Raw genomic sequence first — 21,549 nt, forward strand, 5'->3', positions numbered from 1 at the left:
CCCGGGACCACGCGCGGTTCGTCGAAAATACGGCCGGTTAGGGGCGAGCGTCACTTAAGGTTTCCGTGTGCTGGTACGACTGATACGGGCGTATCTGAGGCCCTATACCCGAACGATCACGCTGATCGTCTTATTACAGCTGGTGCAGACCCTCGCCACCCTCTACCTGCCCGCGCTGAACGCGGACATCATCGACAGCGGAGTGGTGAAGGGCGACACCGGCTACATCCTCCGTGTCGGCGGACTGATGATCGCCGTCACCCTCGTCCAGATCGTGTGTGCCGCGGGAGCCGTCTACTTCAGCGCCCGCACCTCCATGGCGCTCGGCCGCGATGTGCGCGCCGCCGTCTTCGACCGGGTGCAGTCCTTCTCCGCCCGGGAGATGAACCAGTTCGGGGCGCCGTCCCTGATCACCCGCACCACCAACGACGTCCAGCAGGTGCAGATGCTGTGCCTGATGGCCTTCACGCTGATGGTCTCGGCGCCGATCATGTGCGTCGGCGGTGTCGTCATGGCGCTCAACGAGGACGTGCCGCTGTCCGGGCTGCTCCTGCTCATCGTTCCGGCCCTGGGCCTCGTGGTCACGCTCATCGTCCGCCGGATGCGGCCGCTCTTCCGCGACGTCCAGCAGCGCATCGACACCGTCAACCGGGTGCTGCGCGAGCAGATCACCGGGATCCGGGTCATCCGCGCCTTCGTCCGCGACACCCATGAGCGCGACCGCTTCACCGCCGCCAACACCGGGCTGATGGATGTCTCGCTGCGCGCCGGGCAGCTGATGTCGCTGATGTTCCCGGCGGTGATGCTGGTGGTGAACGTCTCTAGCGTGGCCGTCGTCTGGTTCGGCGGGCACCGCATCGACAGCGGCGGGATGCAGGTCGGCGCGCTGACCGCGTTCCTCAGCTATCTGATGCAGATTCTGTCGTCCGTGATGATGGCCACCTTCATGTTCATGATGGTGCCGAGGGCCGAGGTGTGCGCCGAGCGCGTCCAGGAGGTGCTGGACACCGAGACCAGTGTCGTACCGCCGCTGATGCCCGTCGCGCCCGCGCCCGCCGACGCCGGACGGGGGCTGCTGGAGCTGCGGGGCGTGGAGTTCCGCTACCCCGGCGCCGACGAGCCCGTGCTGCGCGACATCTCGCTGACCGCCCGGCCCGGCCGGACCACCGCCGTCATCGGCTCCACCGGCAGCGGCAAGTCGACCCTGCTCGGGCTGGTGCCGCGGCTGTTCGACGCGACCGACGGCAGCGTCCACCTCGACGGGGTGGACGTGCGCGACCTCGACCCCGAGGTGATGACCCGGACCATAGGGCTGGTCCCGCAGAAGCCGTACCTCTTCGCCGGCACCGTCGCCGCAAACCTGCGGTACGGCGATCCCGACGCCACCGACGAGGAGCTGTGGCGGGCCCTGGAGACCGCCCAGGCACGGGAGTTCGTGGCGGCCATGGAGGGCGGTCTCGACGCCCCGATCGCCCAGGGCGGGACCAATGTGTCCGGCGGCCAGCGGCAGCGGCTGGCGATCGCCCGCGCCCTGGTCCGCAAGCCGTCCGTCTACCTCTTCGACGACTCCTTCTCCGCGCTCGACTACGCCACCGACGCCCGGCTGCGGGCGGCGCTCGCGGACGAGACGGACAACGCGACCGTCGTCATCGTCGCCCAGCGGGTGTCCACCATCCGCGGCGCCGATCTGATCGTGGTCCTCGACGCGGGGCGGATCGTCGGCGCCGGCACCCACGCCGAGCTGATGGCCGGCAACGAGACCTACCGCGAGATCGTGCTCTCCCAGCTCACCGAGGAGGAGGCGGCATGAGCGGCCCCACGGCACCCCGCAGGGGGCCGGCGCCCGCCGCCGGGCCCGCCCGCTTCATGGGCGGGCAGCCCACCGAGCGGTCCATGGACTTCCGCGGCTCCAGCCGCCGGCTGCTGGCCCGACTCCGCCCCGAGCGCGGTATCGCCCTGCTGGTGCTCGCGCTGGGCACGGTCAGCATCGGTCTCTCGGTCGTGGGTCCGAAGATCCTCGGCGAGGCCACCGATCTGATCTTCGCGGGCATCGTCGGACGGCAGCTGCCCGACGGCGTCAGCAAGGAGCAGGCCGTCCAGTGGCTGCGCGACAAGGACCAGGGCACGGTCGCCGACATGGTCGCCTCCATGGACGTCACCCCGGGCCAGGGCGTCGACTTCCACGCGGTCGGCATGGTGCTGCTGTGGGTCACGGCGCTGTACGTGGCCGCCTCGATCCTCAACCTGTGCCAGGCGCGAGTGGCGACCGTCGTCGTCCAGCGCGCGGTCTTCCGGCTGCGCGAGGACGTCGAGCACAAGCTGGCCCGGCTGCCGCTTTCGTACTTCGACAAACAGTCGCGCGGCGAGGTGCTCTCCCGCGCCACCAACGACATCGACAACATCCAGCAGACGCTCCAGCAGACCCTCAGCCAGATCATGGCCTCGCTGCTGACGATCGTGGGCGTGCTGTCGATGATGTTCTGGATCTCGCCGCTGCTGGCGCTGGTGGCGCTGATCACCGTCCCGGTCTCGGTGTGGGTGACCACGCGCATCGGCAAGCGCGCCCAGCCGCAGTTCGTCGCCCAGTGGAAGACCACGGGCAAGCTCAACGCCCATATCGAGGAGATGTACACCGGCCATGCGCTGGTGAAGGTGTTCGGGCGGGAGAAGGAGTCCGCGCGGGCGTTCCGGGAGCAGAACGACAAGCTCTACGGGGCGGGCTTCCGGGCCCAGTTCATCTCCGGCCTGATCCAGCCGTCGATGATGTTCATCGGCAACCTCAACTATGTGCTGGTGGCCGTGGTCGGCGGGCTCCGGGTGGCCTCGGGCGCCCTGTCGATCGGCGACGTCCAGGCGTTCGTCCAGTACTCCCGGCAGTTCAGCCAGCCGCTCACCCAGGTGGCCTCCATGGCCAACATGGTGCAGTCGGGCGTGGCCTCGGCGGAGCGGGTCTTCGAGCTGCTGGACGCCCCGGAGCAGAGCGCCGAGCCGGTGGACGCGCGGCGGCCGGAGGCGGTGCGCGGGCGGGTCGCGTTCGAGGAGGTCTCCTTCCGCTACCAGCCGGACACGCCGCTCATCGAGGGGCTGTCGCTGTCGGTGCTGCCGGGCCAGACCGTGGCCATCGTCGGGCCGACCGGCGCCGGGAAGACCACGCTGGTCAATCTGCTGATGCGGTTCTACGAGGTCAGCGGCGGGCGGATCACGCTGGACGGGGTGGACATCGCCGCGATGTCACGGGAGGAGCTGCGCTCCCACATCGGGATGGTGCTCCAGGACACCTGGCTGTTCGGCGGCACGATCGCCGAGAACATCGCGTACGGGGCGGAGGGGGCGAGCTTCGAGAGGATCGTGGAGGCGGCGAAGGCCACCTATGTGGACCGCTTCGTACGGATGCTGCCGGACGGCTACGACACGGTGATCGACGAAGAGGGCTCCAATGTCAGCGCCGGTGAGAAGCAGCTGATCACGATCGCGCGGGCGTTCCTCTCCGAGCCGTCGATCCTGGTGCTGGACGAGGCCACCAGCTCGGTCGACACCCGTACCGAGGTCCTCATCCAGCGGGCGATGGCCTCGCTGCGCAGCGGCCGTACGAGCTTCGTGATCGCCCACCGGCTGTCGACCATCCGGGACGCGGACGTGATCCTGGTGATGGAGTCGGGGCGGATCGTGGAGCAGGGCTCGCACGACGCGCTGCTCGCGGCGGGCGGTGCGTACGCGCGGCTCTACGCGTCCCAGTTCGCGGAGCCGGTGGCGGAAACCGAGTAGGCGACCGCTCGGTGCGGGTTCAGGCGGGTGCAGGCGGGTTCAGGCGTGGGCCGCGGCCCAGTCGGCGATGTGGGTCAGCAGATCGGGGGAGGCGGCGGTCTCGGCGTGGCCGTAGCCCGGCTCGATCCACAGCTCCGAGGTGGCCGGGTCCGCCGCCGAGGCCAGCATCCGCGGATGGTCCAGCGGGAAGTACGGGTCCCGGTCGCCGTGCACGATCAGCAGCGGCGTCGGCGCGATCAGCGGCGCCGCGGCCACCGGGGACAGCGGATCGACGGCCCAGCCTCGGGGGTCGATGCGGGTGCGCAGCCCGTAGCGGGAGACCAGCCGCCCCGCGGGCCGGGTGACCGCCCAGTGGAGCCGCCGCATGGGCGCGGTGCCGCGGTAGTACCAGCGGGCGGGTGAGCTCACGGCGATGACGGCATCGGGCGCGGCGCCGTCGACGGCATCGGGCGCGGCGCCGTCGGCCGACCCGGCGAGGGTGTCGGCGGTCGAGGGGGAGCGTTCGGCTGCTTCCCTGAGGGCGTCGGCCGCCTGGGCGGGCGCGCTGGGCATGGCGTCCGTGCGCCCCGGTGAGCGCCCTGTGCGCTCCCCCTGGGTGATGTCTTTCAGCGGCTGGATCTCATCGCTCTTCTCGGTCTTCCCGTAGAGCGCCGCCTGCCGGATCACCACCGAGCCGCCCATCGAGAAGCCGACCGTGGCCACCCGCCGATGCCCGAGTTGGCGCGCCCAGCGCACCGCGGCGGCCAGGTCCAGCACCTCGCGATCGCCGACCGTGGACCGTCCGCCGGACCGCCCATGGCCCCGGAACGAGAATGTGACCACGGCCGTACGCTGGTGAAACGCCGATGCCACCCGCCGCAGCGCGGGGCGCTCCAGGGCGCCGGAGAAGCCGTGTCCGACCACCAGCGCGAGGTGGCCGGAGGGTTCGGTGCGAACCCCCGGGGAAGGCTCGTAGCGCGCCTCGATCGAGACCCCGTCGTCGGTCAGCAACATGGCCCGTCGCTCCCCAGCGGTGACCGTGGAGGGACAACGGGGAGCAGATTGAGCCTCTCCGGCACATGTCATGTGGGTTATTCTGTCGTGAAGAGGATCCGGGCAACGTAGCCCCCGGGTCCTTTTGTGCTTTCAGAGCGGGGGTGCGCGTTTGAGCGCACCGTCGCTCCAAGGGCGCGGAACGTGACCGTACGAAGTAGTAGCCGCAGACTCCCCCGGGCACGGCCTGGGAGGTGCCCCTCTCGCAAGGGACCGAGGAGGAACCGACGTAATGGGCGAGCGAAGCGTGCACAACCTCGAGAAGACGGCCGGGGCAGGTGATGGACGATGAGTTCCCTCCTGCTGCTGACCAACGCACTCCAGCCCTCGACGGAGGTGCTCCCCGCCCTCGGCCTGCTCCTGCACAGCGTGCGGGTGGCCCCCGCCGAAGGGCCCGCCCTGGTGGACACCCCGGGCGCCGACGTCATCCTGATCGACGGCCGCCGCGATCTGCCGCAGGTGCGCAGCCTGTGCCAGCTGCTGCGGTCCACCGGCCCCGGCTGTCCGCTGATCCTGGTGGTGACCGAGGGCGGGCTCGCCGCCGTCACCGCCGACTGGGGCATCGACGACGTCCTGCTGGACACCGCGGGCCCGGCGGAGGTCGAGGCCCGGCTGCGGCTGGCCATGGGCCGCCAGCAGATCACCACCGACGACTCCCCGATGGAGATCCGCAACGGCGATCTGTCGGTCGACGAGGCCACCTACAGCGCCAAGCTCAAGGGGCGTGTGCTCGATCTCACATTCAAGGAGTTCGAGCTGCTGAAGTACCTCGCCCAGCACCCCGGCCGGGTCTTCACCCGGGCGCAGCTGCTCCAGGAGGTCTGGGGCTACGACTACTTCGGCGGCACCCGCACCGTGGACGTCCACGTCCGGCGGCTGCGCGCCAAGCTGGGCCCGGAGCACGAGTCCCTGATCGGCACGGTGCGGAACGTGGGCTACCGCTTCGTCGCGCCGGAGAAGGTCGAGCGCGCCGCGGAGGAGGCCCGGGCCAAGGCGATGACGCGGGACGCCGGCGCGGGCGGTGCGGGCGGCGCGGGCGGTGCGGCGCGGGGCGAGCACCCCGAGGGCGCGACCGGCTCGGCAGGCTCCACGGGCTCGGCGGGCTCTGTGGGCTCCACGGGCTCTGTGGGCTCCACGGGCTCCACGGCGAGGGCCGCTGCCGCACGACCGGCCAACAGCTAGCTGGACCCGCGTAGACTTCGCGCGTGGCCAAGGTGACGCGGGATGATGTGGCAAGGCTTGCGGGAACGTCGACCGCGGTCGTCAGTTACGTCATCAATAACGGACCCCGGCCGGTCGCCCCGGCCACGCGCGAGCGGGTGCTCGCCGCGATCAAGGAGCTCGGCTACCGGCCGGACCGGGTCGCACAGGCGATGGCGAGCCGCCGGACCGATCTCATAGGGCTGATCGTTCCGGACGCCCGGCAGCCGTTCTTCGCGGAGATGGCGCACGCCGTCGAGCAGGCGGCCGCCGAGCGCGGAAAGATGGTGCTCGTCGGCAACTCGGACTACCTGGACGAGCGCGAAGTGCACTATCTGCGCGCCTTCCTGGGGATGCGGGTGTCGGGGCTGATCCTCATCAGCCAGGGCCCGAGCGAGAACGCGGCGGCGGAGATCGAGGCGTGGGACGCCCGGGTGGTGCTGCTGCACGAGCGCCCCGAGGCGATCGACGACGTGGCGGTGGTGCTGGACGACGTCGGAGGCGCGCAGCTCGCGGTGCGGCATCTGCTGGAGCACGGCCATGACTACGTGGCCTGCCTCGGCGGCACCGAGATAACCCCGACCGTCGGCGACCCGGTCACCGACCACGTGGAGGGCTGGCGCCGCGCGATGCACGAGGCCGGGCGGCCGACCGACGGGCGGCTCTTCCAGGCCCCTTACAACCGGTACGACGCCTATAAGGTCGCCCTCGATCTGCTCGCCGGCCCCGACCGGCCCCCGGCCATCTTCTGCGCCACCGACGACCAGGCGTTCGGGGTGCTGCGGGCGGCGCGTGAGCTGCGGATCGATGTCCCCGGGGAGCTGGCGGTGGCCGGTTTCGACGATGTGAAGGAAGCCCACCTCACCGACCCCCCGCTGACCACGGTCGGCTCCGACCGCCCCGCGATGGCACGCGCCGCGGTCGACCTCGTCCTGGACGACGGCGTCCGCCTCTCCGGCTCCCGCCGCGAACGCGTCAAGCAGTTCCCCTCGGCGCTGGTGGTCCGCCACTCCTGCGGCTGCGCATAGCGCTTCGCGCTTCTGGCTCGGGTCGGGGCCTTGGGGCCCCGACGGCCCCGGTTGTCTTCGCCGCAGGGCGTGAGCGGCCTTGCGGGGCCCGCGGGTGAGCCCGCGTGCTTTGTGGTGGGGGCGCCCGTGCTGGTGGTCCGCCGCTTTTGCGGCTGCGCCTATGGGGTGTCCGGCGGGTCTTTCCCCTCCCCGCCCCTTCCCGCTACCAGGGGCTCCGCCCCTGGACCCCGGGGGCCTGGGCCGGAGCGCCCCCCATGCGGCGGAGCCGCGTATCGATGCTCCCGAGGGGCGGGGAGGGGAGCAGCCCGCCGCAGGCGTCACGATGCGTCGGGTGCCCCGGCTAGTGCGTACTGCCCGGGCTGAGGTCCTGGGGGCTCCCTGCCCTTTCCCGCTACCGGGGGTGGAGCCCCGTCATGTGGTGGGGCCCTGTCATGCGGGGGAGCCGCATATCGATGCTGTGGGAAGGGGTGGAGCCCTGGGCTGGGGTCTGGGGCGGATGCCCCGGTTTCGGGAAGGGGCGGGGAGGGGAGCAGCCCGCCGCAGGCGTCAAGGTTCGTCGGACCCCCGCCTTACGGGGTCCCAGCGCCGCGGAACAGACCCGAGCGGCCCGAGGGCCCGCCCTCATCGCGCACGCGGCCCCGGAGGGGCCTTATGTCGGGCATACCGACTTCTGGTGGGGTTCTCAGCGGGCACTCAGGTGGTTCTCATACTCCCGCCGCACAGTCATAGACATGACGGACAGCACACGCCGCAGCGGCGCAGACGAGCCCTATCCCTACGCGTACGGTGCCGGTGCGGGGTATCCCGATCCGCCCGCGTACCAGCCTCAGCAGCCGGTCACCACGCCGTCCGGGGTCACCGTATGGCCGGGTGACGGAAGTGGCGGCGGTGACGGCAGTAACGGCAGTGGCGGCGGTGCGGGGGCGGACGGCGGCGCGTTCGCGAGTGTGGGTGAGGGTGAGGGGGCGCACGGGGGCGCGGGGCGGCGCAGGGCGCGGGCCTCGCGGCCGGTCGTGCTGATCGCGGCCGTGGCGGCGGTCTCGGCACTCGTGGGCGGCGGGGCGGCCGCACTGGTCACCAACGCCACCCAGAAGTCCGACACCACGATCTCCACCCCCGTGGTCAACGCCAACTCCACCAGCCACAGCGGGGTTTCGGCCGTCGCGGCGGCCGTCAGCCCCAGCATCGTGGAGGTCAGCGCCAGCGGCACCAGCGGCCAGTCCACCGGCTCCGGCGTGGTCATCACCAGCGGCGGCGAGATCATCACAAACAACCACGTGGTCTCCGGCGCCGACGCGATCAAGGTGGCGTTCAGCGACGGCAGTAAGAAGACCGCGACGGTCGTCGGCACCGACAGCAAGAAGGACCTCGCCCTGATCAAGGTGGAGGGCGCGAGCGGGCTCAAGGCCGCGTCCCTCGGCGACTCCAGCAAGGTCACGGTGGGCGACCAGGTCGTGGCCATCGGCTCGCCCGAGGGCCTGACCGGCACCGTCACCAGCGGCATCGTCTCCGCGCTCGACCGTGACGTCACCGTCTCCACGGACCAGGGCCAGGGTCAGGACGGTCAGGGGCCGGGCGGCGGCGGGCAGTGGCCGTTCGAGTTCGGCGGCGGCCGGTACAACGGCGACGTCGGCTCCTCCACCACCACCTACAAGGCCATCCAGACCGACGCCTCGCTCAACCCCGGCAACTCCGGCGGCGCGCTGATCAACATGAACGGCCAGGTCATCGGCATCAACTCCGCGATGTACTCCGCGGCCTCGGGCCAGAGCTCCAGCAGCGCGGGCAGCGTCGGCCTCGGCTTCTCGATCCCGATCAACACCGTCAAGTCCGATCTCGCCGCCCTCCGCGCGGGCGGAAGTGACAGCAACACCTGATGGACGTGCGAGGCTGGCAGCAGCGCCGCACAGCCCGCCGCGGCCACCTCCCCGCCCCATCGTCACCGCTTAAGGAAACCGCCCCATGAGCCCCGCCGACCACGGCGATCAGCCGGCCCGCATCCTGATCGTCGACGACGAGCCGGCCGTACGGGAAGCCCTGCGGCGCAGCCTCGTCTTCGAGGGCTACGCGACCGAGACCGCCGTGGACGGACTGGACGCGCTGGACAAGGTCGGCTCCTACGACCCCGAGCTGATCGTGCTCGATGTGCTGATGCCCCGGATGGACGGGCTGACCGCCGCGCGGCGGCTGCGCGCCACCGGGGTGACGCTGCCGATCCTCATGCTCACCGCGCGGGACACGGTCGGCGACCGGGTCACCGGGCTCGACGCGGGCGCCGACGACTACCTCGTCAAACCCTTCGAACTGGACGAGCTCCTGGCCCGTATCCGCGCCCTGCTGCGCCGCAGCTCCTACGCCGCCCAGCAGGGCGCGGCGCTGCCCGAGGGGGATGTGCTGGCCTTCGGCGACCTGCGGATGGACCTGACGACCCGCGAGGTCGCCCGGGGCGGGCGCCGCGTCGAGCTGACCCGGACCGAGTTCACCCTGCTGGAGATGTTCCTGGCCCATCCGCGCCAGGTGCTCACCCGTGAGCAGATCCTGAAGGCGGTGTGGGGCTTCGACTTCGAGCCGTCGTCCAACTCGCTGGACGTGTACGTGATGTATCTGCGCCGCAAGACCGAGGCGGGCGGCGAGCCGCGGCTCGTGCACACCGTGCGCGGGGTGGGGTACGTCCTGCGGCCCGCGGAGGGCGAGCCCTCGTGAGGTTCCGCACGCTGCCGCTGCGCTCGCGGCTGGCCCTGTTGACCGCCGTGGCGGTCGCGGTCGCGGTGGCGGTGTCCGCGTTCGCGTGCTGGCTGATCGTCCGGGAGCAGCTCAGCGCCCAACTCGATTCGTCCCTGCGCAACGTCACGGTGGACGAGCGCAATGTGCTGAGCATCCTGGAGGCGTGCCAGAACCCCGAGGGCGCCGACGACCGCACCCCGCACGCCCTCGGCTCGTACTCCGTGCAGATCGTGCTGGCCGACGGGAGCCGCTGCACCCAGCCCGGGGCGACCAAGCTGCCGGTGACCACCGCCGATGTGGCCGTGGCCGTCGGGCAGCGGCCGAGCGCGCTGCATGACGCGACGGGCGAGGGCGGCGAGGGCATGCGGGTGTTCACCTACCGGCCGACCTCCGGCCCCGGCAGCCCGCTGCCGCGCGGGATCGCCGTCTCCATGGCCCGCCCGCTGAGCGAGGTCGAACATCCGCTGGGCACGCTCGCGCTGGTCCTCGCCCTCGTCGCCGGGGTCGGCGTCGTGGGCGCGGGAGCGGCGGGCCTGTGGATCGCGAGGACCGGGCTGAAGCCGGTGGACCGGCTGACCGAGGCGGTCGAGCATGTGGCCCGCACCGAGGACCTGGCCGTACGCATCCCGGCGGAGGGCGATGACGAGATCGCCCGGCTCTCGCGGTCGTTCAACTCCATGACGGCGGCCCTCGCCTCCTCCCGCGACCGTCAGCAGCAGCTGATCGCGGACGCCGGGCATGAGCTGCGCACCCCGCTCACCTCGCTGCGGACCAATATCGAACTGCTCGCGCGCAGCGAGGAGACCGGGCGCGCGCTGCCGCCCGCCGACCGTAAGGCGCTCATGGGGAGCGTCAAGGCGCAGATGACCGAGCTGGCGGCGCTGATCGGCGACCTTCAGGAGCTGTCCCGCCCCGACGCCCTGCCCGGCAGCGGGCCCCCACAGGTGGTCGCCCTGCACGAGGTGGTGCGGACGGCCCTGGAGCGGGCCCGGCTGCGCGGTGCGCATCTCACGATCAACGCCTCGATCGAACCGTGGTACGTCCGGGGTGAGGCGACCGCGCTGGAGCGGGCGTTGGTCAATCTGCTCGACAACGCCGTGAAGTTCAGCCCTTCGGGTGGTGTGATCGACGTCGTCCTCAGAAGCGGAGAGGTACGGGTGCGGGACCATGGCCCCGGCATCCCCGCCGAGGAACTGCCGCATGTCTTCGAGCGCTTCTGGCGCTCCCCGTCCGCCCGCAGCATGCCCGGCTCGGGCCTCGGGCTGTCGATCGTGGCCCGTACGGTCCAGCAGTCGGGCGGCCAGGTGGGGCTGGAACCGGCCCCCGGCGGCGGCACGGTCGCCTGGCTCAGACTCCCGGGCGCGCCGACGGCTCCGCCGGGGATCGCGGCCGACTGAGCGCGAGTCCGAAGCGGCTCGGCCCGACTCGGGTCCGGCTCCCGCCCGGTCCGGCTCAGCCCGGTCCGGCCCGGGTTCGGTTCGGCTCGGGGGTCCGGTTCGGCTCAGACATCAGCCGCCGCAGCGGCCGGGCGGGTCCGAAGGGCTCAGCGGGTCCGAAGGGCTCAGCGGGTCCGAAGGGCTCAGCGGGTCCGACGGGCTCAGCGGGTCTTTCCGAAATTCAGCCCCGCACCGGTCAGGTCGGCCCGAATCCCCTCCGGGGACACGCCGATGTTCGCCAGCCGGATGCCCTTGGCCTTTTCGGGCAGCTGGAAGGAGAGTTCCAGCTTGTTCGTCAGCTCCGGCACCTTCAGCCGCGCCAGCGCCGCCGCCACCGTCGGATCGATGCCGAGCTTCCTGGCCAGCTGGGGATGGTCGTTGGCCGCCTGGACGAGGTTGACCGCGAGCAGCGCGGGGACGAACCGCGGCGCGCCCGTGATCTCGTCCAGCTTCCGCTCGTCGTTCAGCGCCTGCCCCGCCTCCACCGGCGACACCCCGAGCTTCTCCGCCACCGACGGGATCGCCAGCAGCGCCTGCGCCTTCTCGGAGTCCTCGCTGATCTGCGTGGCCGCCTTCTTGTGCAGATACAGCCCGGCGCGCGGCTCGGGGCCGGGCCGGTAGGTGGCGATCCCGGGGATGTCCAGCCGCATATCGGTGACGCTGGTGGAGATCCCACGGTCTCCCTGGCGCCGGATATGTGCCTGGGCGTGCAGCGACACCTGCTGGCCCGCGACCGGCAGCTTCCCGTCCGCGCGCACCGAGCTGGGCCCCAGCGCCCGGAACCGCACCTGGGAGGCGCCCAGTTCACGGCTGAGGTCCTCGAAGGACAGCAGCACGTCGCCCTTCATCCGGCCCACCGTCGCGCCCCTGAAGGAGCTGGGCAGATCCCCTACGATCCGGATGTCCTGGGCCTGGGCGCGCACCTCGGCGAGCGAGACCCGGTCGGCCGCCACGTCCGGCACGGCGATGTCGACCTGCTGGAGGTCCTTGCCCAGCACCTGGGTGAGGAACGGGAAGCCGTGGATGGTCACGTTCGGTGCCGTGGCCAGGTTCAGCTTCTTCTGGAGCTCCTGCTCGGCCTTGCGCTCGGCGTACATCACCGCCCAGCGGTCGCCCAGCACCAGCAGCAGCGCCAGCACGACCAGCCCGATCAGCGCCTTCGCGGTGCGCGGCACCGCCCGGAAGCGGCCGCGCCGACGACGGGACGAGCGGCGGTGGTTGGGCGGTGACCACTGCTCGCCGTCGTCCACGGAGCCCGAGGCGGCCGGCTTGTCTCTGCGCCCGCCGAGGTCGGCGTCGTCGTCATCGCCCGACGTCAGGCCGAGGCCCAGCGGGTCGTCCGGATCGTACGGGTCGGCCAGCTCGGCGAGTTCCTCGTACGGGTTCCGGTAATGAACGCCGGGTGAACCAATGTGGGGGTGTGAGGACTGCGGTGAAGGTATGCGTGTGGGGGATCGCATCAGTCAATAGCACCACGGCACACTGCTCCACCCGCAAGTCCTAGCGGCGATACGTGGCGAACGGCACGTTCCGGTTTTGCCTTCCGTACACGTGCCGTTTCTTATCGCGTGCCGCTCTCAGCGCGTGCTGCTCTCAGCGCGTGCCGCGTGAGACCGCCCTCGCCTCGGTGACCGTCACCGCCCTGCCGTCCATCTCGCAGCCGTCGAGCTGGGCCATCGCCTTCTCCGCGGCCACCTCGTCCATCTCCACGAACCCGAACCCCCGCGAGCGGCCGCTCTCCCGGTCGGTGATCACGGTGGCGTCCAGCACCTCGCCGAACTGCCCGAACAGGGTCGCCAGGTCCTGTGTCGTCGTCTGGTAGCTCAAATTGCCCACATGCAGTCGTTTGGACATGACCGGCTCTCCTTGTTCTCCGTGGTTCCCAGGGGAGCGAACCGGCTCAATCCTCTCAGCGAGGTAGGAAACCGGCCATTCGCATGGGCTGAACCGGTCATGCGGCATACGGCTCAGCGCAGCGTGCCGAGCTGCTCCTTGGCGTACGGCACGAGCGCGTCCGTGCGCCCGGTCAGCACCTTCTCGGCCCACTCGGGGTCGGCGAGCAGGGCCCGCCCGACGGCCACGAGATCGAACTCGTCCCGCTCCAGCCGGTCCAGCAGATTCTCGATGTCCGCCACCTGGGCCCGCTCGCTGCCGGTCCCCGGCACGAACGTCGGCAGGAAGTCCTGGTTCAGGCCGACCGAGCCGACCGTGATCGTCGGCTTCCCGGTGAGCTTCTTCGTCCAGCCCGCGAGGTTCAGGTCCGAGCCCTCGAACTCCGGCGTCCAGTAGCGCCGGGTGGACGAGTGGAAGACATCCACCCCCGCCTCCACGAGCGGGGTGAGCAGCGCCTCCAGCTCCTGCGGGGTCTCGGCCATCCGCACGTCGTAATGGTCCTGCTTCCACTGGGACGTACGGAAGATGATCGGGAACTCGGCGGAGACGGCCTTACGGCAGGCCGCCACCAGCTCGGCCGCGAACCGGACCCTCGACGCTGGGTCGCCGCCGTAGGCGTCGGTACGGCGGTTGGTGCCGCCCCACAGGAACTGGTCGATCAAGTACCCGTGCGCCCCGTGGAGTTCGACCCCGTCGAAGCCGATCCGCTCGGCCGCGGCGGCCGCGTCGGCGAAGGCGGCGATCACCGCGTCCACGTCGCCCTGCGTCATCGCCCGCCCGACCGGCCGCCCGTCCAGCCCGACGCCGGACGGGCTCAGCACGGGCGCCTCGGGGTACGGGGGCGCCCCTTCCGCCCGCGAAACCCCCACATGCCAGATCTGCGGCGCGATCCGCCCACCGGCGCTGTGCACCTGCTTCACGACCTCGGCCCACCCGGCCAGGGCGTCCTCCCCGTAGAAGCGCGGCACGCTGTCGCTCAGTCCGGCCGAGGGGTGGTCGACATAGGTCCCCTCGGTAATGATCAGCCCCACCCCGGCGGCCGCGCGGCGCGCGTAGTACGCCACGACCTCGGCATTGGGCACGCCGCCCGGCGAGAACATGCGGGTCATCGGCGCCATGGCGATCCGATTGGGCACGGTGAGCCCGCCCACGGTGAAGGGGCGGGACAGCACCTGGGCCGCACGCTCGGCGCTCCTGCTTATGGACACGTGGACACTCCTTGACTGGACGTCATCACCGCGCGGAGTCGCGCGGCCCGGCCAAGCTAAAACCTGACGTTGGCGTCAGGGGCAAGCACCGGAGGCTGCCTCCGCAGAAGCTCGCGGTAGCGCTTGGCGTGCACGGCGAGGTTCTCGTCGGAGATGGTGCGGGCGCCGTGCAGAACCAGCGGCTCGGCGAGACGCATGCCGATCAGGCGGGCGGTGGCGTCGAGGGGCGCCAGTAACTGGGTCATCGTGAAACGGGAAGTGGGATCGACGGAAGCGTACGACTCTTCCGGTCCGCCCGTGGAGGTGACCAACTGGAGGGTCTTGCCACGCAGTGCGGAGCCGCTGCCGCCGTAGGCGAAGCCGTGGGTGAGGACCTGGTCGATCCATGCCTTGAGCGCTGCGGGGACGGAGTACCAGTACCAGGGGAACTGCCACACGATCCGGTCGTGGTCGCGCAGCAGTTGCTGCTCACGGTCGATGTCGAAGCGGCCATCGCGGCAGGCGGTGCCGAGCTCATGAACGGTGACGTGGGCGAGGTCTCTCACGGCCTCGACCAGGCGGGCGGTGATGCGGGAGGAGGCCAGGTCGGGGTGGGCAACGACAACCAGGGTGCGCATCGGGGTGATCCTTGACTGTGGTCGGTTAATGTGACGGATCGTTCCGTCACGGAGTTTGTGACGGAACGATCCGTCTGTCAAGCTGGAATCGCACCCACCGCGCGCCGCGTCATAGCAAGCAGAAGGAGCGCACATGCCTCGCAAGACAGCGGAGGAGAACCGGCGCCACGTCCTGGCCGTGGCGAGCCGCCTGTACTACCAGCGCGGCATCCGCGCTGTCGGTATGGATCTGGTGGTCAAGGAGAGCGGGGTCGGCAACGCCACCGTCTACCGGCAGTTCCCCACCAAAGACGCTCTCGCCAGCGCCTACACGCAGGACCGCGCCGACGCCTGGTTCGAACGTATGCGCAAGGTCACCGACCAGGTCGACGACCCGCGCGAGAAGCTCCTCGCGATCTTCACGGCCGTCATCGAGGAGACCAGGCAGCCCACCTTTCGCGGCTGCCCCATGCTCAACACCCACACCGAGTTTCCCGACCCGGAACACTCCGCGAACCGTGTGGCGGTCACCCACGAGCAGCGGGTCCGTGACTGGATGCGTGACTTGGCAGCCGACGCCTGCGCTTCCGACCCCGAGCAGCTAGCCGACGACCTGACGCTCGTCCTCAACGGCGTCTACGTCACCGCCACCGTCCTCGGCCCCCAGGGCCCGGCTCAGCGCACCGGTGAGCTCGCCCGCCGCCTCATCTGGACCGCCTGCGACGAACCTCGCCGCGCCTGAACCCGGACCTGACCGGGCAGTTGGTGCATAGGCGCTCTACTGCCCCTCGACGGGCGAAGCCCAAACTGGTTGCTTGACCAACGATGCGAGGGGGCCCGACATGGGAACGCACGGCAAGCCGCCCACACCGAACCCGCAGCCGAAGCAGCCGAGCCCACGGGACTCCGACGGACAGCATCCGGATGTCTCCAGGCCGGGCGGCGGGACCCACCGCAAGTGACCGACCTGGAAGGGCTACAAGCGCGGGCGGCCGAGACGCTCGACATCACCGAGCCGTGGGTACGGCGCGCGTTCGAGGCCGTCCCGCGGCACGAGTTCGTCCCCGGCACCGTATGGGTGGTGGACGGCGGCGTATACCGGCCGCTCCGCCGAGCGGACGACCCGGAACGGTGGGCCCGCATGGTGTACGACCCCGCACAGGCCATTGCCATCCAGGTGGATGACGGTGCCCCCGATCCCGCCGGCGGCGATGTTCCCACCAGCTCCATCTCGGCACCGGCTGCCGTGGTGACCATGCTCGCCGAGCTGGACCTGCGGCCGGAGCATCGGGTGCTGGAGATCGGGGCGGGCACCGGGTACAACGCAGCGCTTTTGGCCGAGCGTGCGGGCGCCGAGCGGGTGACCACGCTGGAGATCGACCCGGACATGGCCCATGGCGCACGGGTCGCGCTGCACCGGGCCGGGTACGGCGGGGTGACGGTGCTCGAAGCGGACGGTGAGCGGGGCTGGCGCAGCGGTGCCCCGTACGACCGGCTGGTGGCGACGGCCTCGGTGACGTCGGTCCCATGGGCGTGGGTGGAGCAGATGCGGCCCGGCGGCCTGATCCTGGCCCCCTTCCGGACCGCGTTCTGCTCGCACGGCCTCGCCCGGCTGACCGTCTCGGAGGGCCGCGCCGAGGGCCGGTTCGCGGGCGCGGTGATGTTCATGGCGGTGCGTGGCCAACGCGCGCGTCCGCGCATCGATGCCGTCTTCTCCACAGAAGCCTGGGAGGAGAGCCGCGAGAGGAAGGCCGACCTGGACGTCGCGGTCCTCGCCGACCCGCACGCCGAGTTCGCGGTGGGGCTGAAGCTTGCGGACGTGGCGCACTGGCCGCAGGACGGCGGGCACTGGTGGTGCAGCCGCGACTCGTGGGCCTACGCGACGGATGGCGCGGTGCACCAGTGGGGCCCGCGCGACCTGGCCGACGAGACCGCCGAGGCCCTCGCCTGGTGGGAGGGCGCCGGGCGGCCTGCGCTCTTCGACTTCGGCCTGACGGTCACGGCCGACGGCCACCACCGGGTATGGCTCGGCGATCCCTCGGCGGCCTGGCCCCTGCCCGCCGCGTAGCCGGAGCGCCGTCCCGTCGGCCGGGGCCGTCCCGCTCGCCCGACGGGCCGCCTCCGCCGGGGTGCCGCATCGGTTGGGTGCGGCCCGTTGGCCGGGTGCGGCGCCGTTTCGCGCGCTTCGCGCGATTGAGCAGCGGGGCAAGGGGGGCGGGGGCGGCGGGCCGACCGCCGGCCGCCGGGCCGGTGGGAGCGACCGCCGGTGGCGGCATCCGTGTGCGGGGGGGGGCGAGGCCCGTCGCCGGACCGCCGGACTCCGCATCCACCAGCAGCCGTGCCTGGACGGTCCACCGTCGCATTCGACGCCGCAGGGGGTACCTCTCCCGAAAACCCTTGACAAGGTAGTTGCTTCAGATCAAGTGTTTTCGGAGGGGGTACCCGGAGGGGCCGCGCCACCGGGCCCCGCTCCGGATCGGCATCGGCTCCCGGGCGCGATGGCCGTCACGGCGCGGGCTGTCACCGGCCCGGCGGCCGGCAACGCGCCCTGCGCCCCGGTCCCCGCCCGCCGCTGCTCAATCGCGCGAAGCGCGCGAAACGATGCCCGCGCCTTCCCTCCGGCCTGTGTTCAGAGGGAGCGATCGAGTTGCCCCGCCCTTACGGCGCGTATGAAGACGCCGAGCGCGGCGGGCGTCGTACGGATCACCGCGTCGGGTTCGTCGCTCTCGCGTATACGGATGCCGTCGGGGGCGACGCCGAGTTCCACGCAGTTTTGGTTCACGTCCGCGCTGTAGGAGGACTTGCGCCACTTGAGGTCAGGCATGACCACGCTTCCTAGTAATGGCTGTAGAGGATGTGTTGGATCAGGCCCAGCGAATCTCGCACGTCGTGGCGGACCGCAGAAGGGCTGGTGTCCACTGGCGGTAGGGCCACGCCACGGAGCCGGTCGAAGTGCCTTCGGTACTGGGCGACCGAGTCCGGGTCGTGGAGGAACATGGACTGGCTTGCGTGGTCCAACTGGATGGTTTCCAGAATTCCGCCGTGCGAAGCGATCAGGTTGAAGGGTGTCTTCACCATAGGAAGGCCGTCTGCTGTAAAGGGCAGGATCTGAATCGTCACATGCGGCAGTTCGGCCAGTTCTACGAGCCGCAGTAACTGCTTGCGCGTCGCGGCCGAGCCGCCGAACCGCATGTGCAGCGCAGCCTCGTGGATGACGGCATGGACCGTGGGCGGGTCTTCGGTAGTGAGGGCCGCCTGACGGAGCATTCGAAACTCCACCGCCCGGTCGATCTCGGAAGGGTTCGTCACCATGTCGCTCACCCGGAAGATGGCGCGGGTGTAATCCTCCGACTGGAAGATCCCGGGGATGAACAGCGACTCGTAGGAGCGAAGGCCGACAGCGCGGGACTCGAGTTCCGCCAAGTCCAGGACTGCGGCGGGCATGGTGCCTTTGTAGCCGCTCCACCAGCCTTTGCCCTTGTCCTCCGCGAGACTGACCAACGCCTCAATGAAGGGCACACTTGTGCACCCGTAACCCTCGCAAAGGCGGCGCAGTCGGTCGCTCGGGATCGCCGTGCGGCCGCCCTCGACGTGCGTCAGGTGCACACGACCCATGTCGATGAGCGCGCCCGCCTCATGCAGCGTCAACCCGGCTTGCTCGCGCAACCTTCGCAGCTCTGCGCCAAGGCGGCGCTGTCTCTCGGTGGGGTTGGTTCGCAGTGCCAACGGGGTCTCTCCTCAGGGTGTGGGCCACAGTCTGCCGTCAGGGGGTGGGCCGGTCCACTCATTCTCGCGATTAGGTTGAACTTGTCATCCTTCATCTCTACCGTGTGTGTGGTGGCAGTCACACAGCGGAGCTGTGTTGGGCCGCACGATGCCCGTTCACGAAGCGCCACGGAGGCGTCGCATGGGAGCACACGCACACCCGGAACACCCGCACCGCTACACCCTCTCCGCCCCCGCCCTCCCCACCTCACCCCGCCTGTGCCGCGACTTCGTGCGCGGGATCTTCACGGCCTCAGGACTTCCCCAACTCGCCGACGCGGCAGCGATCTGCACATCGGAGTTAGTCACCAACGTCCACCGGCACGGCAAGGGCGACGTACGGATGGCCGCCACCGTTCAGCACGACCGCGTCCGGGTGACCGTCCACGACGACAGCCCCGAACTCCCCTCGCCCCGCCGCGCCGCGAACGATGAGACCAACGGGCGCGGCCTCTTCCTGGTCACGGCCCTCTCCGACGTCTGCGGCATGACCATCGACGAACCGGCCGAAGGCACCGGCAAAGCAGTCTGGTTCGAGTTCAACGTCCCGCCCACGCACACGAAAAGCCCCGCATGAACCCCACTCCCGCCGAGCGGGTCGCCGCGATCCTCCGGGACGAGTTCGCCGCCCACGGCGTACGGCTCCCCGACGTACGGGCCGACCTCAGCGACCCCCGCCAACCCCAACTGGAGCTCGGCACCGTCCCCCTCGGCACCGGCTTCGCGCTGCTGCGCGTGCTCACGGACTACCAGCGCCTGCTGAAGGCCGAGCGGGCCCGGTCGGACCGGAGAGGTTAAGACATCGGCCAAGTGGAACGGCGGGCGAGGTCGGGCAGGACGGTGGCCAGGCCGGCCAGGGCCGTGATCGCGCCGAGCCAGAGGGGGGCGCGCAGGCCCCAGATGTCGATCACGACGGCGCCGATGGAGGAGCCGAGGATGATGCCGAGCGTGATGAAGGAGGAGTGGACGGTGTTGACCAGTGGACCGGCGTTGCCGGTGCGCTGGACGCGGGTCGCCATGGCCGGGTTCATGGTGACGCCGACCAGGCCGATGCCCATCATGCAGATGACGGCCGGTGCGGGCAGGTCGGCGAGCAGGGCGAAGCCGGTCAGGAACACGGTGTTGAGGACGAGGCCGACGGCGAGGACCGGGATGGTGTGGCGGTCGGCGAAGCGGCCGACGATGTTGTTGCCGACGACGGTGGCGGCGCCGTAGGCGATCAGCAGGACGGGGACGGTGCCGGTGGAGAAGCCGGTGAGATCGGTGAGGATGGGGTTGAAGTAGCTGAAGGCGGAGAAGGTGGCGCCGATGATGAGCGTGCTGGTGGACAGCGCCAGCCACAGCTTGGGCTTCTTGAAGACGCCGACCTCCTGCCGGAAGCCGCCGCCGCCCTCGGCGCGCTCGACGCGGTCCACGCCGAACAGGGTCGTCACGGCGGCGATCACGGTGATGGCGGTGATGGTCCAGAACGCCGCGCGCCAGCCGAACCGCTCGCCGACCAGGGTGGAGAGGGGCAGTCCGAGCAGGGTGCCGAGCATGAGGCCGTTCATCGCGACCGCGATCGCGCGGCCGCGGACCTCGGGGCGGGTGATCTGGGCGCACATCGAGATGCCCACGCCGAAGAAGGCTTGGGAGGCGATCCCGGTGATGATCCGCGCCGCCATCATCGTGGAGTAGCCGGTCGCGGTGGCCGCCAGGACGTTGCCCGCCAGGAAGATGACGAACAGCACCATCAGTGCCGTACGCGGCGGGAGTTTCATGAGCGCCACGGTGAGGAACGGCCCGCCGACCGCCATGGCCACCGCGAACGCGGTAATGAGGTAACCGATCTGCGGGACGGTGGCGTTCAGCCCGTCGGCCATCTGAGGCATCAGTCCGGCGACCACGAACTCGCTGGTCACCATGGCAAAGATGCCGAGTGCCAGGACGTATACGGCACGGGGCACGGTTCGGTCTCCTCAAGAGTTGACGTCAGAGTTATGTATTGCTTAGTTCAAAACGCGGGTACGGGTCGGCGCCGACCAGGGCGGAGCGTGGGCCAGCGGGCCACTGGGTCGGCGGGCCAGCGGGCCAGTGCGTCAGGGGGTCAACGGGTCAGTGCGTCAGCGCGTCGAGGCTGACTTCGGCGATCGACTCCAGCGTGGTCCGGTCGGCGCCGCCCTGGCTCGAGATGCGCATGCCGCCGATCGCCGCGTTGATGAAGCGGGCCAGCGCCCCGGCGTCCCGCCGGGAGGTGATGCTGCCGTCCCGGCGGCCCTCCTCGATCACCGCACGCAACACCGTGAGTCTGCGGGCTGTGTCGCGCTCCAGCATTCCCGCCGCCTGACTGTCGCGTGCGGCCAGTTCCACCGTGGTGTTCACGGTCAGGCAGCCCAGGCTGCGGCCGCCGGCCCGGTGCTCGGTCTCGCCGTCGATGACCATGGCGAACAGGGCGCGGATGCGCTCGACGGCGCTGTGCCGCGTGTCCTCCAGGACCGCCAGCTGGGCGGTGGTCATGGTGTCGATGTAGTGGGCCAGCGCACGCTGGAACAGGTCGTGCTTGCTCTTGAACGTGTTGTAGATGCTGCTGCGCCCCAGGCCCGTGGCTTCGCACAGGTCCTGGGTGGAAGTGGCCTCGTAGCCCTTCTCCCAGAACGTGTGCATCGCCGCGTCCAGGGCCCGTTCCTCATCGAACATCCTCGGTCGGGCCATGGCGTCAGCCTAGCCGTTTTGGATAGATCGTTTCAATACATGCGGGCACGTCTCGACGTCTCAGGAGGGATGCGCTACAGTTGATCTTGCCGTAGCCGCCCGAACTCGGGGCAGTCGGCCGCGCGTTGGTGGTCCAAGGAAAGACGCCCCGCTTCCTGCGGGGAGATGCAGGTGCAAGCCCTGCCCGGCGCTCAAGAGACGAACCCACCCC

General features: G+C 70.7%; 20 protein-coding genes and 1 tRNA gene. 12 read left to right on the forward strand and 9 right to left on the reverse strand.

Annotation, left to right across the window (positions count from 1 at the left end):
* The first annotated feature begins 67 nt into the window (after positions 1–67).
* Positions 68–1,810 (forward strand): ABC transporter ATP-binding protein, encoded by a 1,743-nt coding sequence (locus IEJ02_RS33755; RefSeq protein WP_191068312.1) that lies wholly within the window; start codon positions 68–70, stop codon positions 1,808–1,810.
* Entirely contained in the window at positions 1,807–3,765 is a 1,959-nt protein-coding gene (locus IEJ02_RS33760) for an ABC transporter ATP-binding protein (RefSeq protein WP_275561472.1), read from the forward strand. Before IEJ02_RS33755 ends, IEJ02_RS33760 begins: the two co-directional genes overlap by 4 nt.
* A 39-nt stretch (positions 3,766–3,804) precedes the next feature.
* Here IEJ02_RS33760 and IEJ02_RS33765 read toward each other — a convergent pair whose 3' ends face one another.
* Entirely contained in the window at positions 3,805–4,758 is a 954-nt protein-coding gene (locus IEJ02_RS33765; protein ID WP_223864914.1) for an alpha/beta hydrolase family protein, read from the reverse strand.
* 327 nt (positions 4,759–5,085) lie between these two features.
* On the opposite strand from IEJ02_RS33765, the gene IEJ02_RS33770 reads away from it, so the two are divergent.
* From IEJ02_RS33770 to IEJ02_RS33790, 5 genes are all read left to right on the forward strand, one after another.
* On the forward strand, positions 5,086–5,979 hold the full coding sequence (locus IEJ02_RS33770) for a response regulator transcription factor (protein WP_191068314.1): 894 nt from the start codon (positions 5,086–5,088) through the stop codon (positions 5,977–5,979).
* Positions 5,980–6,002: 23 nt separating this feature from the next.
* Positions 6,003–7,025 (forward strand): LacI family DNA-binding transcriptional regulator, encoded by a 1,023-nt coding sequence (locus IEJ02_RS33775; protein WP_137978926.1) that lies wholly within the window; start codon positions 6,003–6,005, stop codon positions 7,023–7,025.
* 731 nt (positions 7,026–7,756) lie between these two features.
* The gene (locus tag IEJ02_RS33780) at positions 7,757–8,902 is read left to right on the forward strand and encodes a S1C family serine protease (RefSeq protein ID WP_191068315.1); all 1,146 of its coding nucleotides are present in this window, start codon (positions 7,757–7,759) and stop codon (positions 8,900–8,902) included.
* 85 nt (positions 8,903–8,987) lie between these two features.
* Positions 8,988–9,728, forward strand: a complete 741-nt coding sequence (locus tag IEJ02_RS33785) for a response regulator transcription factor (RefSeq protein ID WP_191068316.1) — start codon at positions 8,988–8,990, stop codon at positions 9,726–9,728.
* Positions 9,725–11,146, forward strand: a complete 1,422-nt coding sequence (locus IEJ02_RS33790; protein ID WP_191068317.1) for a HAMP domain-containing sensor histidine kinase — start codon at positions 9,725–9,727, stop codon at positions 11,144–11,146. Before IEJ02_RS33785 ends, IEJ02_RS33790 begins: the two co-directional genes overlap by 4 nt.
* Positions 11,147–11,346: 200 nt before the next feature.
* Here the strand turns inward: IEJ02_RS33790 and IEJ02_RS33795 are convergent, their stop codons facing one another.
* The 4 genes from IEJ02_RS33795 to IEJ02_RS33810 all read right to left on the reverse strand — a co-directional run bounded on the left by IEJ02_RS33795 (position 11,347) and on the right by IEJ02_RS33810 (position 14,903).
* The gene (locus tag IEJ02_RS33795) at positions 11,347–12,645 is read right to left on the reverse strand and encodes an LmeA family phospholipid-binding protein (RefSeq protein ID WP_191068318.1); all 1,299 of its coding nucleotides are present in this window, start codon (positions 12,643–12,645) and stop codon (positions 11,347–11,349) included.
* A 133-nt stretch (positions 12,646–12,778) separates the two neighbouring features.
* The gene (locus tag IEJ02_RS33800) at positions 12,779–13,039 is read right to left on the reverse strand and encodes an RNA recognition motif domain-containing protein (protein WP_137978931.1); all 261 of its coding nucleotides are present in this window, start codon (positions 13,037–13,039) and stop codon (positions 12,779–12,781) included.
* 113 nt (positions 13,040–13,152) lie between these two features.
* Positions 13,153–14,286: an NADH:flavin oxidoreductase gene (locus tag IEJ02_RS33805; protein ID WP_191068319.1), complete on the reverse strand. Its 1,134-nt coding sequence runs from the start codon at positions 14,284–14,286 to the stop codon at positions 13,153–13,155.
* 56 nt (positions 14,287–14,342) lie between these two features.
* On the reverse strand, positions 14,343–14,903 hold the full coding sequence (locus IEJ02_RS33810) for an NAD(P)H-dependent oxidoreductase (RefSeq protein ID WP_191068320.1): 561 nt from the start codon (positions 14,901–14,903) through the stop codon (positions 14,343–14,345).
* Between the two features lie 133 nt (positions 14,904–15,036).
* Here IEJ02_RS33810 and IEJ02_RS33815 point away from each other — a divergent pair, with 133 nt between their 5' ends.
* Both IEJ02_RS33815 and IEJ02_RS33820 read left to right on the forward strand, forming a co-directional pair.
* Positions 15,037–15,624 (forward strand): TetR/AcrR family transcriptional regulator, encoded by a 588-nt coding sequence (locus IEJ02_RS33815; RefSeq protein ID WP_191068321.1) that lies wholly within the window; start codon positions 15,037–15,039, stop codon positions 15,622–15,624.
* Positions 15,625–15,840: 216 nt separating this feature from the next.
* Positions 15,841–16,950: a methyltransferase domain-containing protein gene (locus tag IEJ02_RS33820; RefSeq protein WP_317985988.1), complete on the forward strand. Its 1,110-nt coding sequence runs from the start codon at positions 15,841–15,843 to the stop codon at positions 16,948–16,950.
* A gap of 561 nt (positions 16,951–17,511) precedes the next feature.
* Here the strand turns inward: IEJ02_RS33820 and IEJ02_RS33825 are convergent.
* Positions 17,512–17,706, reverse strand: coding sequence for a DUF397 domain-containing protein (locus IEJ02_RS33825; protein ID WP_191068322.1), 195 nt, complete (start codon positions 17,704–17,706; stop codon positions 17,512–17,514).
* Between the two features lie 11 nt (positions 17,707–17,717).
* Positions 17,718–18,608 carry a helix-turn-helix domain-containing protein gene (locus tag IEJ02_RS33830; protein ID WP_191068323.1) on the reverse strand — a complete coding sequence of 297 codons (891 nt, stop codon included), beginning with the start codon at positions 18,606–18,608 and terminating at the stop codon, positions 17,718–17,720.
* Positions 18,609–18,789: 181 nt separating this feature from the next.
* Between IEJ02_RS33830 and IEJ02_RS33835 the strand changes: the two genes are divergently transcribed.
* Both IEJ02_RS33835 and IEJ02_RS33840 read left to right on the forward strand, forming a co-directional pair.
* A complete protein-coding gene (locus tag IEJ02_RS33835; RefSeq protein WP_191068324.1) occupies positions 18,790–19,224 on the forward strand; it encodes an ATP-binding protein in 435 nt (144 codons plus the stop codon).
* The gene (locus IEJ02_RS33840) at positions 19,221–19,445 is read left to right on the forward strand and encodes a hypothetical protein (protein ID WP_191068325.1); all 225 of its coding nucleotides are present in this window, start codon (positions 19,221–19,223) and stop codon (positions 19,443–19,445) included. The genes IEJ02_RS33835 and IEJ02_RS33840 overlap by 4 nt, the downstream gene beginning before the upstream one ends.
* Here IEJ02_RS33840 and IEJ02_RS33845 read toward each other — a convergent pair.
* Complete coding sequence (locus IEJ02_RS33845) at positions 19,442–20,593, reverse strand: MFS transporter (protein WP_191068326.1); 1,152 nt, start codon at positions 20,591–20,593, stop codon at positions 19,442–19,444. The genes IEJ02_RS33840 and IEJ02_RS33845 overlap by 4 nt on opposite strands.
* Positions 20,594–20,741: 148 nt before the next feature.
* Positions 20,742–21,338: a TetR/AcrR family transcriptional regulator gene (locus IEJ02_RS33850; protein ID WP_191068327.1), complete on the reverse strand. Its 597-nt coding sequence runs from the start codon at positions 21,336–21,338 to the stop codon at positions 20,742–20,744.
* A 122-nt stretch (positions 21,339–21,460) separates the two neighbouring features.
* On the opposite strand from IEJ02_RS33850, the gene IEJ02_RS33855 reads away from it, so the two are divergent.
* Positions 21,461–21,530, forward strand: a tRNA-Gly gene (locus IEJ02_RS33855).
* The last annotated feature ends 19 nt before the right edge of the window (positions 21,531–21,549 follow it).

The organism is Streptomyces sp. 5-10, assembly GCF_014712245.1.
In the GTDB taxonomy this organism is placed as follows: domain Bacteria; phylum Actinomycetota; class Actinomycetes; order Streptomycetales; family Streptomycetaceae; genus Streptomyces; species Streptomyces violaceusniger.